This window comes from Actinoplanes sp. NPDC024001, assembly GCF_040638955.1.
Classification (GTDB): Bacteria; Actinomycetota; Actinomycetes; order Mycobacteriales; family Micromonosporaceae; genus Actinoplanes.
In genome coordinates, this window is sequence record NZ_JBEZZB010000002.1 from 132293 (window position 1) to 146374 (window position 14082).

At 70.1% G+C, this 14082-nt stretch carries 14 protein-coding genes; 8 read left to right on the forward strand and 6 right to left on the reverse strand.

Translation table 11 applies throughout. From position 1 onward, the window contains the following. Window positions 1-96: 96 nt before the first annotated feature. Window positions 97-675 carry a DUF4190 domain-containing protein gene (locus AB0F81_RS01730; RefSeq protein WP_360189266.1) on the reverse strand — a complete coding sequence of 193 codons (579 nt, stop codon included), beginning with the start codon at window positions 673-675 and terminating at the stop codon, window positions 97-99. A gap of 213 nt (window positions 676-888) precedes the next feature. On the opposite strand from AB0F81_RS01730, the gene AB0F81_RS01735 reads away from it, so the two are divergent. Then, window positions 889-1539: an NAD(P)H-dependent oxidoreductase gene (locus AB0F81_RS01735; RefSeq protein WP_360189269.1), complete on the forward strand. Its 651-nt coding sequence runs from the start codon at window positions 889-891 to the stop codon at window positions 1537-1539. Here the strand turns inward: AB0F81_RS01735 and AB0F81_RS01740 are convergent. Beyond that, window positions 1532-2899, reverse strand: coding sequence for a sulfatase (locus tag AB0F81_RS01740; protein ID WP_360189272.1), 1368 nt, complete (start codon window positions 2897-2899; stop codon window positions 1532-1534). The genes AB0F81_RS01735 and AB0F81_RS01740 overlap by 8 nt on opposite strands. Window positions 2900-3426: 527 nt before the next feature. Between AB0F81_RS01740 and AB0F81_RS01745 the strand changes: the two genes are divergently transcribed. The 3 genes from AB0F81_RS01745 (at window position 3427) to AB0F81_RS01755 (ending at window position 6412) form a co-directional block, all read left to right on the forward strand. Beyond that, a complete protein-coding gene (locus AB0F81_RS01745; RefSeq protein WP_360189275.1) occupies window positions 3427-4626 on the forward strand; it encodes a cytochrome P450 in 1200 nt (399 codons plus the stop codon). A 207-nt stretch (window positions 4627-4833) separates the two neighbouring features. Continuing rightward, a complete protein-coding gene (locus AB0F81_RS01750; RefSeq protein ID WP_360189278.1) occupies window positions 4834-5652 on the forward strand; it encodes a helix-turn-helix transcriptional regulator in 819 nt (272 codons plus the stop codon). A gap of 34 nt (window positions 5653-5686) precedes the next feature. Then, window positions 5687-6412 (forward strand): SDR family oxidoreductase, encoded by a 726-nt coding sequence (locus AB0F81_RS01755; protein ID WP_360189281.1) that lies wholly within the window; start codon window positions 5687-5689, stop codon window positions 6410-6412. A gap of 35 nt (window positions 6413-6447) precedes the next feature. Here the strand turns inward: AB0F81_RS01755 and AB0F81_RS01760 are convergent, their stop codons facing one another. Next, window positions 6448-7257, reverse strand: coding sequence for a DUF305 domain-containing protein (locus AB0F81_RS01760; RefSeq protein WP_360189284.1), 810 nt, complete (start codon window positions 7255-7257; stop codon window positions 6448-6450). Here AB0F81_RS01760 and AB0F81_RS01765 point away from each other — a divergent pair. Further along, a complete protein-coding gene (locus AB0F81_RS01765; protein ID WP_360189287.1) occupies window positions 7249-8685 on the forward strand; it encodes a hypothetical protein in 1437 nt (478 codons plus the stop codon). The two genes, AB0F81_RS01760 and AB0F81_RS01765, sit on opposite strands and share 9 nt — an antisense overlap. A gap of 65 nt (window positions 8686-8750) precedes the next feature. Here AB0F81_RS01765 and AB0F81_RS01770 read toward each other — a convergent pair whose 3' ends face one another. Further along, complete coding sequence (locus AB0F81_RS01770) at window positions 8751-10619, reverse strand: diguanylate cyclase (RefSeq protein ID WP_360189290.1); 1869 nt, start codon at window positions 10617-10619, stop codon at window positions 8751-8753. Window positions 10620-10738: 119 nt separating this feature from the next. Here AB0F81_RS01770 and AB0F81_RS01775 point away from each other — a divergent pair, with 119 nt between their 5' ends. Next, on the forward strand, window positions 10739-11038 hold the full coding sequence (locus AB0F81_RS01775; RefSeq protein ID WP_360189293.1) for a hypothetical protein: 300 nt from the start codon (window positions 10739-10741) through the stop codon (window positions 11036-11038). An 81-nt stretch (window positions 11039-11119) separates the two neighbouring features. Further along, complete coding sequence (locus AB0F81_RS01780; RefSeq protein WP_360189296.1) at window positions 11120-11908, forward strand: hypothetical protein; 789 nt, start codon at window positions 11120-11122, stop codon at window positions 11906-11908. 199 nt (window positions 11909-12107) lie between these two features. Here the strand turns inward: AB0F81_RS01780 and AB0F81_RS01785 are convergent, their stop codons facing one another. Next, window positions 12108-12320 carry a DUF397 domain-containing protein gene (locus AB0F81_RS01785; protein ID WP_360189516.1) on the reverse strand — a complete coding sequence of 71 codons (213 nt, stop codon included), beginning with the start codon at window positions 12318-12320 and terminating at the stop codon, window positions 12108-12110. Window positions 12321-12356: 36 nt separating this feature from the next. Further along, on the reverse strand, window positions 12357-13205 hold the full coding sequence (locus AB0F81_RS01790; protein ID WP_360189298.1) for a helix-turn-helix transcriptional regulator: 849 nt from the start codon (window positions 13203-13205) through the stop codon (window positions 12357-12359). Between the two features lie 226 nt (window positions 13206-13431). Between AB0F81_RS01790 and AB0F81_RS01795 the strand changes: the two genes are divergently transcribed. Then, entirely contained in the window at window positions 13432-14073 is a 642-nt protein-coding gene (locus tag AB0F81_RS01795; RefSeq protein WP_360189301.1) for a GPP34 family phosphoprotein, read from the forward strand. Window positions 14074-14082: the final 9 nt, after the last annotated feature.

Below are 14082 nucleotides of genomic sequence, written 5' to 3' on the forward strand. Positions count from 1 at the left end.
CGGGGACCTCGACGGCGCCCTCCCGGTGCGGAAACGCCGTTCCTTCAGTGGGGACGCGGCCGGTCGTGGGCACCGCCCGGCCGCGCGCCCGCGGACCTAGGCGGCGCTCATCATCGCGCCGAGGCCACCGAGCCCGCCCATGACGGCGAGGATGATGGCCGGACCGAGCAGGATGTAGCCCATCACCAGGCCGGCGATGGCCATGCCGCCACCGGACTTCTCGCCCCGCTTGGTCTCGGAGAGTCCGATGTGGCCGAAGATCACCGCGAGCAGCGACGGGATGCCCCAGGCGCAGAAGACCAGCACCAGCCCGACGATGCCGAGCACCATCGAGGCCACCGCCCAGCCCGACGTGGGCGGACCGATGCGGCCCACGACCACCGGCTGGTACATCGGCGGCGCCGGGTAGCCGGGCTGCGGCGGGTAGCCGGGCGGGGACTGCGGATAGCCGGACACCGGCGGCGAGTAGGGCTGCGGCGGGAACGGCGGTGCGCTCTCCGGAGCCTGGTACGGCGGCTGCGGCGGCGGGTAACCCTGGGTGGGCGGCGCACTGTCCGGTGTGGAGTACGGCACCGGCGGCTGGTACGGGTCGTAGGCCGGCTGCTGCTGCGGGTCGTACCCCGGCTGCCCGAACGGTTGTGTCGGGTCGTACGGCGGCGGGGTGGGCTGTGACATCGTGCTCCGACTCTCGCGCAGGAGGGCGGAATTTCAACCGGTCCCCACCCGTATGAACCGTCTGCTCATGCTGCCCGCCCGATCTCGGTGCTGGCTAGCCGTCGAGACCCATTCGGTACGAAAGTCGGAGTCGGTGCAACCGGTTGTCGGTAACCCGATCGAGGCCGCGCCGCCGGACCGGACGGTGCCCGCCGAGCCGTATCGTCTTGCGGCATGACGCGCGTCCTGCTCGTCTCGGGAAGCACCCGCGACGGATCCCTGTACACCGCCGCCCTGCGCACCGCCGTCCGCCACGCCCCACCCGGGATCACCGCCGTCCGCTACGACGGCCTGGCCGCGCTGCCGGCGTTCGTGCCCGGCGACCCGGACCCGGGCCTGGCCGTCACCGCGCTGCGGCGGCAGGTGACCGAGGCGGACGCGGTCCTGTTCAGCACCCCCGAGTACGCGGGCTCGCTGCCGGGCAGCCTGAAGAACCTGCTGGACTGGCTGGTCGACGGCGGCGAGCTCACCGGCAAGCCGGCCGCCTGGCTGTCGGTGGTGGCCCCGGGCCGCGACGACGGCGCCCGGGCCGCCCTGGAGTCGGTGCTCGGCCACGGCGGCGCCCGCCTGCTGCGGCCCGCCTGCGTCCGGCTGCCGCTGGAGATGAGCGCGGTGGACGGCGAGGGGATCGTCACGGACGGCCGCCTGCACGTGGCGCTGCGGGACATGATGCAGGCCCTGCTGCGCTGCCTGGCCGCGCCGGAGCAGCGCCGCCCGCCGTCCTGGCAGGCGCACTCGAGCCTTTACCCGGTGGTGCAGCGGCAGGACTCGCCGGGTTTCCGGCCCGGCGGCCCGCCGCAGTCGTGGCCCGGCGCGTTCAGCTGATCGCGCGGCCCGCGGTCCAGCACGCCTCCGGGCCGACACAGGCGATCAGGCCGCGCAGTGCCGTGTCCAGTTCGGCGATCCGGGCCGGCGTCAGCTTGCCGGCCAGGTTGCGCAGCTGGAGCGGGTCGGTCTTGCGGTCGTAGTACTCGCGGGACCCGTCGACGTACTTGACGTAGGTGAACTGGGCGGTGCGCAGCGCGTCGTACGCCGGCGGGATGTTCACGCTGTCGTACGTGTAGTCGGGGTCCAGCGGGTCGGTGGCCGGGTCCCGGTGCTCGATCAGCGCCGCGGTACGCCACTCGGCCGGGGGAGTGCCGTTGAGCAGCGGCTTGATGCTGCGGCCGTCGGTCTCGCCGGGTCCCGGGGCGCCGGCCAGGTCGGCGAAGGTGGGCCGCAGGTCGATGTTCTCCACCAGGGCGTCCACGGTGCGCCCGGCGCCGACGCCGTGGCCGGCCACCACCAGGGGCACGTTCACGTCGGTGTCGAAGGCGGTCTGCTTGCCGGAGGGCAGCCGGTACTCGCCCATGTGGTAGCCGTTGTCCGAGGCGAAGACCACCACGGTCTTGTCGGCGACGCCGGCCTTGGTGAGGGTGGTCCGCAGCGAGCCGAGCATCCGGTCGATCGACTGCACCGACTGGACCCGCTTGCGGAACTCGGTGTCCATCCGGGTCTTCTGTGCCTTGGTCAGCGGGGCGACCCGGTTGAGCCACTTCGGCGCGTCCGTGGGCAGCTTGTCGTAGGCGGCGTTGCGCGGCGCCTTCAGCCCGGGGAACGCGTTGGCGTCCTGCGGCGCCGGCGTGTACGGGCTGTGCGGCGCATAGGTCGAGACCTCCACCATGAACGGCTTGCCCTCGGCCGCCGAGGTGGTGATGAACTGCGAGGCCTTCGTCGAGATCACGTCGGTCAGGTAGTCCTGTGGCCGGTTGCCGTACTTGACGACCTGGTTGTTCTCGTTCAGCGAGTAGTTGAAGTTGTCGTACGCGTTGCCCCCGGCGGCCCACAGGTCCCAGCCCGGCGGCATGTACGGCTTCCCGGTGCCCAGCGGGTCCTTCGGCTGGTACTCGTTGAGGTACTTGCCGAGGAACGCGGTGCGGTACCCCGCCGTCTGCAGGTCGGTGGCGAAGGTCGACTTCTCCTCGCCCCGGCTGTAGAAGAGGCGGAAGCCGCCGTCCGAGCCGTGGTTCTTGAAGATGCCGGTGTTGTGCGGGAACTGTCCTTTGAGCATGGACGCCCGGGACGGGCAGCAGAGCGAGTCGGTCACCGTGTAATTGGTGAACGTCGTGCCCTCTCGCTGCATCGCGAGCAGGTTCGGCATGTACGGCACGAGGTTCTTCGACAGGTCGTCGGTGAGCACGAGCACGATGTTCGAGCGTTCCGCTGTCGATTCGGTACGGCCGGGACGAGCCGTCGCGAAGGCGACACCGCGTCCGTTCTGCGGCGCGCACGCGGCTGTGGCCAGCAACGATGCGGCTGCGAGGAGGACACTGAGGGTACGACGAGGGCGAGTAGTCATGGTGGTGCGGCTGCTCCGTCCCGGAAGAGTTGACCTCAGGAGGGTAATCGGCCGTCTCCAGCGGGGGCAGACGACCAGTCCGGTTCCCGTCCCATCGGACGCATACCTCCCCTTAGATGATCTTTAAGATTGTCTCAACGGACGGGCCGGAGGCGGACAACCGGCGGATAGTGGACGCTCATGGACAGCAGTCAGCCACGCCCCCGCCGTCCCCGCCGGATCGTCGCCCGCCGCCCGCGCCTGCCGTTGCGGCCGCCGCGCGAACCGCGGGGCGTGTGCGCCAGCCGTCCTCGCGGCGCCTGACCCGGAGCGCCCTCCGGGATTGATATCGACGGGTATCGTCGGAATCCCGTTCCGGCGGCTCGGAGGGCGCGATGACCCAGGATCTCCAGATCGACTTCACCGACCCGGCGTTCCAGGCCGACCCGCACCCGGTGTACGCGCACTGGCGCCGCACCGGACCGGTCACCCGCACCCGGCTGCCCAGCGGCCTGAGCGCCTGGCTGGTCACCCGCTACGAGGATGCCCGGCGGGCACTGGCCGACCCCCGGCTCTCCAAGCAGTCCGGCTTCTCGGTCGGCTCGTCCGCGACGGCGAACCAGCCGGTCGGCCCGGCCGCGGTGCTGTCCCGGCACATGCTCGCCGTCGACCCGCCGGACCACACCCGGTTGCGCCGGCTGGTCTCCGCGGCCTTCACCGCCCGGCGGATCGAGGGCCTGCGCCCGCGGATCGAGGAGATCACCCGCGACCTGCTGGACGCGGTCGAGGGCCGCGAGCAGGCCGACCTGATCGACGCCTTCGCCTTCCCGCTGCCGATCCAGGTGATCTGCGAGCTACTCGGGGTGCCGGCCGACGACCGCGACGCGTTCCGGGAGTGGTCCAACGTGATCGTCGCCGGTTCGCAGGCCGGTGACCGGCTGGAGCCGGCCATCCGGGCCATGGTCGGCTACATCCTGGCGCTGCTCGCCGAGCGGCGCGCCCGCCCCGGCGACGACCTGCTCTCCGGCCTGATCCAGGTGCGCGACGAGGCCGACCGGCTCACCGAGGCCGAGCTCTCGTCGATGGTGTTCCTGCTTCTCATCGCCGGGCACGAGACCACGGTGAACCTGATCGGCAACGGCACCTATCTGCTGCTGCGCGAGCGGGAGCGGTGGGAGCGGCTGCGGGCCGAGCCGGCGCTGCTGCCCACCGCGATCGAGGAGTTCCTCCGCTACGAGGGGCCGGTCGAGACCTCCACCTTCCGGGTCGCCACCGAGGATCTGGAGATCGGTGGCGTCACGATCTCGGCCGGCGATCCGGTCGTGGTCGTCCTGCTCTCGGCGAACCGCGACGGCGACCGTTTCCCGGCCGCCGACGAGCTGCGCCTGGACCGTCCGCAGAACCCGCACCTGGCGTTCGGGCACGGCATCCACTACTGCCTCGGTGCGCCGCTGGCCCGGCTGGAGGCGCAGGTTGCTTTCTCCGCACTGTTGACCCGTCACCCCGGCCTGCGCCTGGCGGTCCCGCCGGAGGACCTACGCTGGCGGCCCGGCCTGCTGCTGCGCGGTCTGGAGGCACTGCCGGTCCGGCTCTGAGGACCGGCCCCGCGCCGCTGGCGAGCTCGGCGACCACCCCGGAGTTACCGGCGGAGACCACCGCGCCGCCGTTCTGCCGGCCCGGGGACGGCTGAGGCGCATCCAGGGACAGTTGATCCGGGGATGAGCGTGTCCTTCCTCCGGTCCGCGTACCGGGTCAAGCTTGATCTGTCGGATCGAGCCGGCGGCGGAGGGAGGATGAGGATCATGGATCGGGCGCAACTCGCTGACTTTCTCCGGACCCGTCGGGAAGCGTTGCAGCCGGAGGATGTCGGGCTGCCGCGCGGGCCGCGGCGGCGCACCGGTGGGCTGCGCCGTGAGGAGGTGGCCGCCCTCGCCGGGATGTCGGCCGACTACTACGGCCGGATCGAGCAGCAGCGCGGCCCGGCGCCCTCCGAGCAGATGCTCGCCGCGCTGGCCCGAGCCCTGCATCTGGGCCTGGAGGAGCGGGATCACCTGTTCCGGCTGGGCGGGCATCCGGCCCCGCAGCGGGCGCTGCGGGAGGACCACATCGCTCCCGGCATGATGCGCATCCTGGACCGGCTGTCGGACACCCCGGCCATGGTCATCTCCCGGTTCGGTGAGACGCTGCGCCAGACCCGGATGGCGGTGGCCCTGGTCGGCGACGAGACCTCGTTCTCCGGGCTGGCGCGCAGCGTCTGGTTCCGGTGGTTCACCGACCCGGCGGCGCGGCGGCTCTACCCCGAGGAGCACCACCCCCGGCACGGCCGAATCTTCGCCGCCCAGCTGCGCGCGGCGTTCGCGGCGGCGCCGCAGAGCCGGGCCGGCGAGATCGTCGGCGCGCTGCTGGAGGCCAGCCCGGAATTCGCCGCGATCTGGGCCGAGCACGAGGTCGGCCTGACCCACGCCGACCGCAAGACCCTGCTCCATCCCGAGCTCGGCGCACTCGACCTCTACTGCCAGAACCTGTTCGACCCCGACCAGCTGCAGACGCTGCTGGTCTTCACCGCGGTGCCCGGCTCGGCGAGCTACCAGAAGCTCCAGCTGCTCGCCGCCGTCTCCTAGAAATCCGCGACACCCCTCGCAGAAAGGCATCACCATGCCCAAAATCGCCCTGATCACCGGCGGCAACCGAGGCCTCGGCCGGGCCACCGCCCGGGCACTGCTCGACGCGGGCGTCGAGGTGATCTACACCCACCGCGGCGACCCCGGCGAGAAGATCGACGCGGTTGCGCTGCCGCTGCGCGTCGGCGACCTCTCGTCGTACGACGGGTTCCGCGACGACCTGCGGCGGGTCCTCGCCGACCGCTTCGGCCGCACCGACTTCGACTTCCTGGTCAACAACGCCGGCGTCGGTCGTGCCGGCTCGATCGCCGAGACCTCGGTCGAGGCATTCGACGAGATGCTGAACGTGCACTGGCGCGGGATGTTCTTCCTGACCCAGAAACTGCTGCCGCTGATCGCCGACGGCGGCCGGATCATCAACCTCTCCACCGGCCTGGCCCGTTTCACCGGCGAGGGCGTCTACGCGGCGTACGCGTCGATGAAGGGCGCCGTCGAGGTCTTCACCCGCTATCTGGCGAAGGAGGCCGGCCCGCGCGGCATCACTGCCAACGTGGTGGCGCCCGGCCCCACCGGCACCGATTTCGGCGGCGGCCTGCTCCGCGACGACGAGCGGGTCCGGGCGCACATCGGCGGGCAGACCGCGCTGGGCCGGGTGGCCCGGCCGGAGGAGATCGCCGGGGTGATCGCCGCGCTGCTCGGCGACGGCACCGGCTGGATCACCGGCCAGCGCGTCGAGGCCTCCGGCGGCATGCTGCTCTAGGCCCGCCCGAAATGGCGTTATGGCTCCACAATGGATCAAGTGACATTGAGGTCGGCCATCCGTCGGATCTCGGTCACCTGCTCCACGGCGGTCTCATTAGCCAGTTCGGACAGTCGCTGGTCGGCTCCGCCGCGTAACAGATCGGTCGCCATCTGCTGGGCGCCCTCATGGTGCTCGGTCATCATCGCGACGAACCGGCGGTCGAAATCGGCGCCCTTCGCGGCGGCCAGTGCGGTGACCTCCGACTCGCTCTGCATGCCCGGCATGGTGGCGTGGTCGTGCTTGGGGTCGCTCTCCGGTTGTCCCCGGTCACGCAGCCAGGACCGCAGTGCGACGATCTCCGGTTTCTGCGCCGCGCTGATCCGGCCGGCGATGCCCAGCACGCCCGCGTTCGCCGCGCGGCCGGGCGCCAGATCGGCCATCCGCACGGCCTGCTCGTGGTGGGCGATCATCATCTGGACGTAGGTCACGTCGATCGTGTTGTACTCCGTCCCGGCGGGCAGCTGAACCTTATCGGAATCGGTCACCATCGCTGATTCGCCGGGGCGCCCCGGCACCAGGACCGGGATCGGCGAACTCGACGCCGAAGGCGGTGCCGCGGTCGGCCGATCGTCGTCGGAACCCCTGCTGAGCAGGGCAATTCCGCCCGCTGCGAGGAGGGCCAGGGCCGCGGCGGCGAGGCCTTGGGCGCGTCGGCGATTCATGAGTTCCTCTCCGGCCGGGTCACCCACGATCGGCCTTCGACGACTATCGTAACGACCGACATCGTTGTCACCGGTGGTGCGAGCGACACGACTCGACGTGTCGCCGGTGGCTCCGTAGCCGGAAGGAGCTTCATGAAACACCCTGCCCCACGAGGGCGACTAAGAAGTCTGGCCTCCATCGGTGCCGCGGCTGTTCTGATGAGCTTCCTCGTCACCGCGCCGGCCCAGGCACAGGCCGACACCGCTGACATCCCGGGCGTCGACGAGATCGTCAGCAGCCCGAACCTCAAGTTGATCGCGAACGAGCCCAAGCAGGGTGCGTTCGAGCCGGAGAACGCGTACAACAGCGACATCGCCTTCCAGGGCAAGTACGCGTACGCCGGTAACTTCAACGGTTTCACCGTCTACGACATCAGCAACCCCCGCGACCCGGTGATGGCCAAGCAGGTCGTCTGCCCCGGTTCGCAGAACGACATTTCGGTTTACGGTGACCTGCTCTTCCTCGCCACGGACTCGATCCGCAGCGACGACTCCTGCAACAGCGTCGGTGTGCCGAACACCGCGCCCGCGGAGACGCCGCGCTGGGAGGGCATCAAGGTCTTCGACATCAGCGACCCGCTCAACCCGCAGTACGTCGCGGCCGTCAAGACCGACTGCGGCTCGCACACGCTGACCCTGGTCCCGGGCAAGAAGTGGGACCGCTCCGTCTACGTGTACGTGTCGTCGTACAACCTGGCGACCACCGACCTGCCGAACTGCGCCCTGCCGCACGACAAGATCTCGATCGTCAAGGTGCCGCTGCGGCACCCCGAGGCGGCGGCTCTGGTGGCGGCGCCGGTGCTCTTCCCGGACGGCGGTTTCCCCGGGAGCGAGACCGGCAGCGCGACGACCGGTTGCCACGACATCACGGCGTACCCGCAGCGTGACATCGCGGCCGGCGCCTGCATGGGCGACGGTGTTCTCTTCGACATCTCGAACCCGGTGGCGCCGAAGGTGATCACCACGGTCCGGGACACCGAGAACTTCGCGTTCTGGCACTCGGCCACGTTCAACAACAACGCCACCAAGGTCGTCTTCACCGACGAGCTGGGCGGCGGCGTCGGCGCGACGTGCAACCCGGAGACCGGGCCGAACCGCGGCGCCGACGCGATCTACGACATCGTCGGCAAGGGCAAGAAGGCCAAGCTCGTCTTCCGCAGCTACTTCAAGATCCCGCGGGAGAACGCGGACACCGAGAACTGCGTGGCCCACAACGGCTCGCTGATCCCGGTGGCCGGGCGGGACATCATGGTCCAGGCGTGGTACCAGGGCGGCATCTCGATCTGGGACTTCACCAACTCCCGTAAGCCGGTCGAGATCGCTTACTGGGAGCGGGGACCGATCAGCCTGGAGCGTTCGATCCTGGCCGGTTCCTGGTCGGCGTACTGGTACAACGGCCACATCTACTCGAACGACATCCAGAAGGGTCTGGACGTCCTCGAGGTCAGCGACCGCCGGATCGACCGGGCCGAGCGGGAGCGCACCTGGCAGTTCAACGCGCAGACCCAGGACGACTACCGTCGCTGGTGATCTGAGCTAGCCGCAGCAGGCGGATCCGGCCGGTCGTCGCACCGGCCGGGTCCGCCGAGCGCGGTTCAGGCCCGCGCCGTCTCCCGGCGACGGGCCTTTCGCTGTTTCTTGCGCCGGTACATGGCGGCGTCCGCCTCGCGCAGCAGGCCGTCCCCCTCGCCGGGCTCGCCGGCCGAGACGCCGATGCTGGCGCCGACGGTCAGCTCGAGGTCCGCGATCGTCATCGGCTCGGCGAGCACGAGGGCGATCCGGTCGGCGAGGGTCGCGGCGCCCACCACGTCGGTGCCGGGCAGCAGCACGGCGAACTCGTCGCCGCCCAGCCGGGCGGCCACCTCGTCGGCGCCGAGCAGCCCGGTGAGCCGGTCGGCGACGGTACGTAGCACCAGATCGCCGGCGTGGTGCCCGTACCGGTCGTTGATCTCTTTGAAGCCGTCCAGGTCGATCAGCAGCATGCTGACCGCACCGCTCGCCTCGGCGAGCCGCTGGTGCAGCAGCACCCGGTTGCCCAACCCGGTCAGCACGTCGTGCGTGGCCTGCCGCTGGAGCTCGTCGTGCAGCGCCCGCGCCTCGGTGGCGTCCCGCGCGTTCAGCACCACGCCGCGCACGCTCGGGTTGTGCCGCAGGTCGGTGCTGACGATGTCCATCCACCGGTAGGAACCGTCCGCGTGCCGCCACCGCACCTGCGTGGTGATGCCCATCCCGGGGTGGGCGGCGAGCTGCCGGGCCAGCGCGTTGACGCCCGGCACGTCGTCCGGGTGGGTCCGCTCGAAGAGGGAGGTGCCCAGCAGTTGCGCCGCGGGCATGCCGAGCACCCGTTCGGCGGCCGGGCTGGCGTAGCTGACCGTGCTCTCCCGGTCGACGACCAGCGTGAGGTCCGAGGTGTGCTGGACCAGCGCGCGGAACCGCTCGCTCTGCTCGTCGATCTGCCCGAGCAGCCGCTCGTTGTCGCGCAGCGCCGCCACCTGCCGGCCCAGCACCAGCGCGGTGATCGCCGCGGTGCCGACCGCGACGCCCCAGACCCGCAGGTCGACGTGCCCGTCGAGGAGCGAGAACAGCAGCAGGACCTGCGTCGAGATCACCGCCAGGTACGGCAGCCGGCTCGACCGCGTGCCCGCCGTGGTGTCCACCCGGCGGGCCAGCTGCCCGGCCCGGACCTGCTGCAGGCGCAGGCTGAAAGCGGTGAGCACGCACGGCAGCAGCTGCACCACGGTCATCAGCCCGGGCCCCGGGTCGCCGAGCAGCCCGGTGGTGAGCGGTGCGGCCAGCGCGGTGCCCGCCACGCCCAGGCTGGCCAGCACCCCCGCGCCGCGGGTGAACGGCGCGGTGCCGCTGAGGATCAGCTTGAGCAGGCCGAACGTGATCAGCAGCATGACCACGGCGGTGGCCGAGGCGGCCCACCGGTCGGCGGCCTGTTTGCCGCTGAGCTCGGTCGCCAGCAGGAAGTACCAGAGGAAGACCGCGACACCGGTGAGCACGGTGGCCGCGTCGAACCAGAGCCGTAGCCGCTGCCGCCCGGCGCCGCCGAGCGGATGCCGCAGCGTGGCCGCGACCACGGTGGCCATGCCGGCCACCACGAACGCGGTCTGGACCAGGCTGATCCGGGTGTTGCCGGGCTGAGCGATCATCAGCACCGCCTGGTACGTATCGCCCACCGCACAGCTGGCGCAAGCGAGCACCACCACCCGCCAGAACCGCCGCCCGTCCACGGTCATCTCCGCGTGGGTGGCCAGCCGCCAGGCGAAGTACGTCATCGTGATGTCGATGCCGGCCTGGATGACCCAGGGTGTGACGGCGCCGCCGGGTCCGGCCAGGAACCACGGCACCAACAGCACGCCCAGCGCCACGAGGGCGAGCAGGACCGGGTCGGCGACTCCGGCACGTTTCTGCATGGTCGTGCCCATCGGCGGGCCGTCCGGCGATCTGAGCTTTCGCATGGTGCGCAGAGTTGATCCGAAAAACGCACTCGAGTCGGCGTTCGCCGCGCTGCTCCAACGGGTGACCCGTGTGCGCGGCGCACCAGGCGATTTAGGGGCTTATGGGTACTTTTAGCGGTATGGACAGGGCCGCGAAGCGCACCACAGTGCTGCGGCTCCTGCCTGTGTTCCTGGCGCTTCTGGTCGCCTTCCTCGGTGCTCCGGTCGCGGTCGACCGGCCCGCCGGTTCCGTCGGCAGCGGCATCTCCCACTCGATCGGGACGCACCACACCGCTGCGGACGACGCTTCCGCTCGTACCCCTGAGGTCGAGGTCCTCGCCCCTGCCGCCGCCGGCGGCGTGCCGGACCTGGTGCGCGCCCTGCGCGCCCAGGTCGAGGCCGGGGCCACCGCTTCCCGCGCTCCGCCGTTCGCCGCCTGACCCGCGGGCGGCGTGCCACGCCGTCCCGGGTTCCCGTGTGCCCATCTGTGCGGAACCGAGACGAAGCGGACGACCTTTCCCATGAACATGCTTGCCGAAATGCTGCTCGCCGAACCCGCCCCGGTCGCGATCTGGGTGCTGCTGATGCTGCTCACCCTGCCCGCCCTGGTGGTGCTCGCCAACCCGCACGGGGTCCGGGACCCGCGGCGCGCCCTGGTCGATTCGGTGGCGTTCCTGCGCCGCCGCGAGGAGCGCCGGGAGCAGGAGCGCGCCCGGCGGCGCGACGAGGCGGCGCAGACGGTGCGCTACGCCGAGGAGGTCCGCGTCGCGGCCGATCAGGCGGGGTACGCGGTGCAGCGCTGGCACGGTCGCTGGGAGGCGGCCGCGCAGCGGGTGGACGCGACCTGGGAGGCCTGGCAGCAGGCCGAGGCGCGCTGGGCGCGCAGCCGGGCCACGGCGGCCTTCGGCACGCCGTTCACCGCCCAGAACCCCACGGAGTACGCCCAGCGTGAGCGTTTCCTGCACCGGACGGTACGGGCCGCCGCCGACCGTGGTGAGCTGCCGGCCTCGGCGGTGGCCGACGCGCTGAACGGCCGGGACGGCTGGGACGCCCGCCTGCACCCGGTCGAGCAGGAGATGGCCGTGCACCGGGCGAGCGTCGCCCACCTGGAGCGGCTGCACCGGGACGCGGTGGCCGCCGAGCGCACCGCCTGGCACGACGCGCAGCTGGCCCGCCGCAGCCGGGACAGCCTGCACCGGGAGGTGGTCATCGCCGAGGCCCGGGCCGCCGTGGTGCGGCACCTGGTGCCGGCAGCCGCCCCGGTCAGCGTCGACGCGGCCCGGCCGGCCGTCGTCGCCGGGGTCGCCTGATCGGGCCGTCGATGATCACATCCGGTCGGCGTTCCCCACGCTTTCCATGCGCTCGACGGGTTTTGATCAGGCACCCGTAACAGCGTGGAGCCCCGGCACCCCCCGAATGGGGGACACCGGGGCGTCCGTCAAGTCGCACATCGCGGAAGTCGACCTTGCTTGCACCTACTTCCATCGGTGCGCGGCTATCGGTAGGCTCTCACGAGATATCGAATTCGCCGTCCTTGGCAGAGTCCACGAAGGCGGTCCACTCCGCCGGCGTGAACATGAGAGCTGGGCCCGTCCGGTTCTTGCTGTCACGGACGGCGATTCCCTGGTCGAGGAATGCGACCTCGACACAGTTGCTACCGCCGCTACCGTTACTGCGACTGCCCTTCTTCCAGACGGCACCGTCGAGTTGGTGCGCGAGCAACTCGAGCACCTCCCTTCTGAATGTTCTTCGGGAGTGCTATGCGACGAGCAGGCTCTCGATCATCTTAATCGTCGTCCGATGGTCGAGCGCCTTTGCGCTCAATCGCTCGAACTCCTGCCGGTACCTCGCAACCTCGTTTGGTTGCTCTTCGTAATAGTCTCCCGCAATGCCTTCGAGGTAGACAACATCCAAATGGGTGGTCTCGCGGAACTCCAAAAGTGCTGCTGACCCGCCTAGGAACAGATGTTCTCCCGCGCTGAACGGCATGATCTGCAGGGTTACGTTCGGTAATTTAGCCGCTTCGATCAAATGCTCGAGCTGGCCCCGCATGACGTCCTCGCCGCCGATGACGCGGCGCACCACAGACTCGTCGATGATCGCGGAGAGCTCCAGCGGGCGATCCCCGCCGAGCCGGCTCTGCCTGGTCAGGCGCAGTGCGACCCGCCGGTCGATGTGGTGCGGAGGATCGAGGTTGCGTCCGGTCCTGATCAGCGCACGCATGTATGCCTCGGTCTGCAACAGACCCGGCACGATAATGGGTTCCCAGGTGCGCATCGCCGACGCCGCCGCCTCCAGGCCGACGAAGTTGCCCGGCCGCAGGATGTCGCGATAGTCGGTCCACCAGGTGCGTTCCCGCGACAGTCGGGCCAATTCCACCATGGCCTCGCGGTATCCCTGATCTCGGACGTTATAGAGGGTGAGCAGGTCACGGACGTCGCGCGGCGTCACTGCCACGCGCGCGGTCTCGATCCGGGTGACCTTGGCGGCATGCCACTCGAAATGCCGGGACACGTCCTGCTGGGTGAGCCCGGCAGCCTCACGGCATCGTTTCAGCTCCGCTCCCAGTCGGCGGCGTCGGAGCGTCGGACCCTCGATATCGGACACCTGGACTCCCTACGGTCCTGATGCAGTCGATATTACGACCCCATTCATGATCGCGCTTTCCATGATCGTGAATGGGGTGTGGAGCAGCGGGGCATGAATAAGAAGTCTAGTACTTCTTGTATTGACCTTGCTGTTGGGTACATGATGCTGCGGACATCGAGTTCTGTCTTGTTTCCTACATTGGAAAAATGATCATTGGAACTTGCGTCTAAGGGGCGTGGGCGGAGTGTTGGCTGACCAGTACTACCTGATCGCACACGAGGACCGCACCGGTCGGTCCCGGCTACATCCCCGTGCGACCGGCCTGGGCCTGGCCGCCGCGTTATTGGCCGAACTGGTCCTCGAAGGCCGTATCGGCGTCACCGACGGCGATCTGTTCGTTCTCGATCGACATCCCACCAGAGACGCTCTCGAACACGACATCCTGGATTTGTTGATCGCCCAACCGCAGCACCGTGACGTGCGCACCTGGCTGGCCTTTCTCTCGCAGGACGCCGCTTTGCGCGTGGGAGAGCGGTTGATGCGCCTCGGCGCGGTCGAGCCGGTCACCCGGCGGCGGATGCTGGGCAGTACCCACACCCTCTACATGCCGAACAGCGCCCAGCAGCGCAATGCCGCAGCCTGGGCCTCCACCCGTCTGGCGAACCTGTTGATCCGGGGCATGGAACTGAGCATCTCCGATCGGGTGCTGGTCAGTCTGGTCTCCGCCACCGGGCTCACCCGCCACGTTCTCTACGGCTTCGAGATGTATCCGCAAGCCTTCCAATACCTGCCCAACGCTGCCGCATCCCTGCCAAGCGATCTACGTGAGATCGTCGACTACACCGAGGCCTCGATCGGCTCGGTGCTGACCGCCGGCCGCCGATGACTTCCGTCG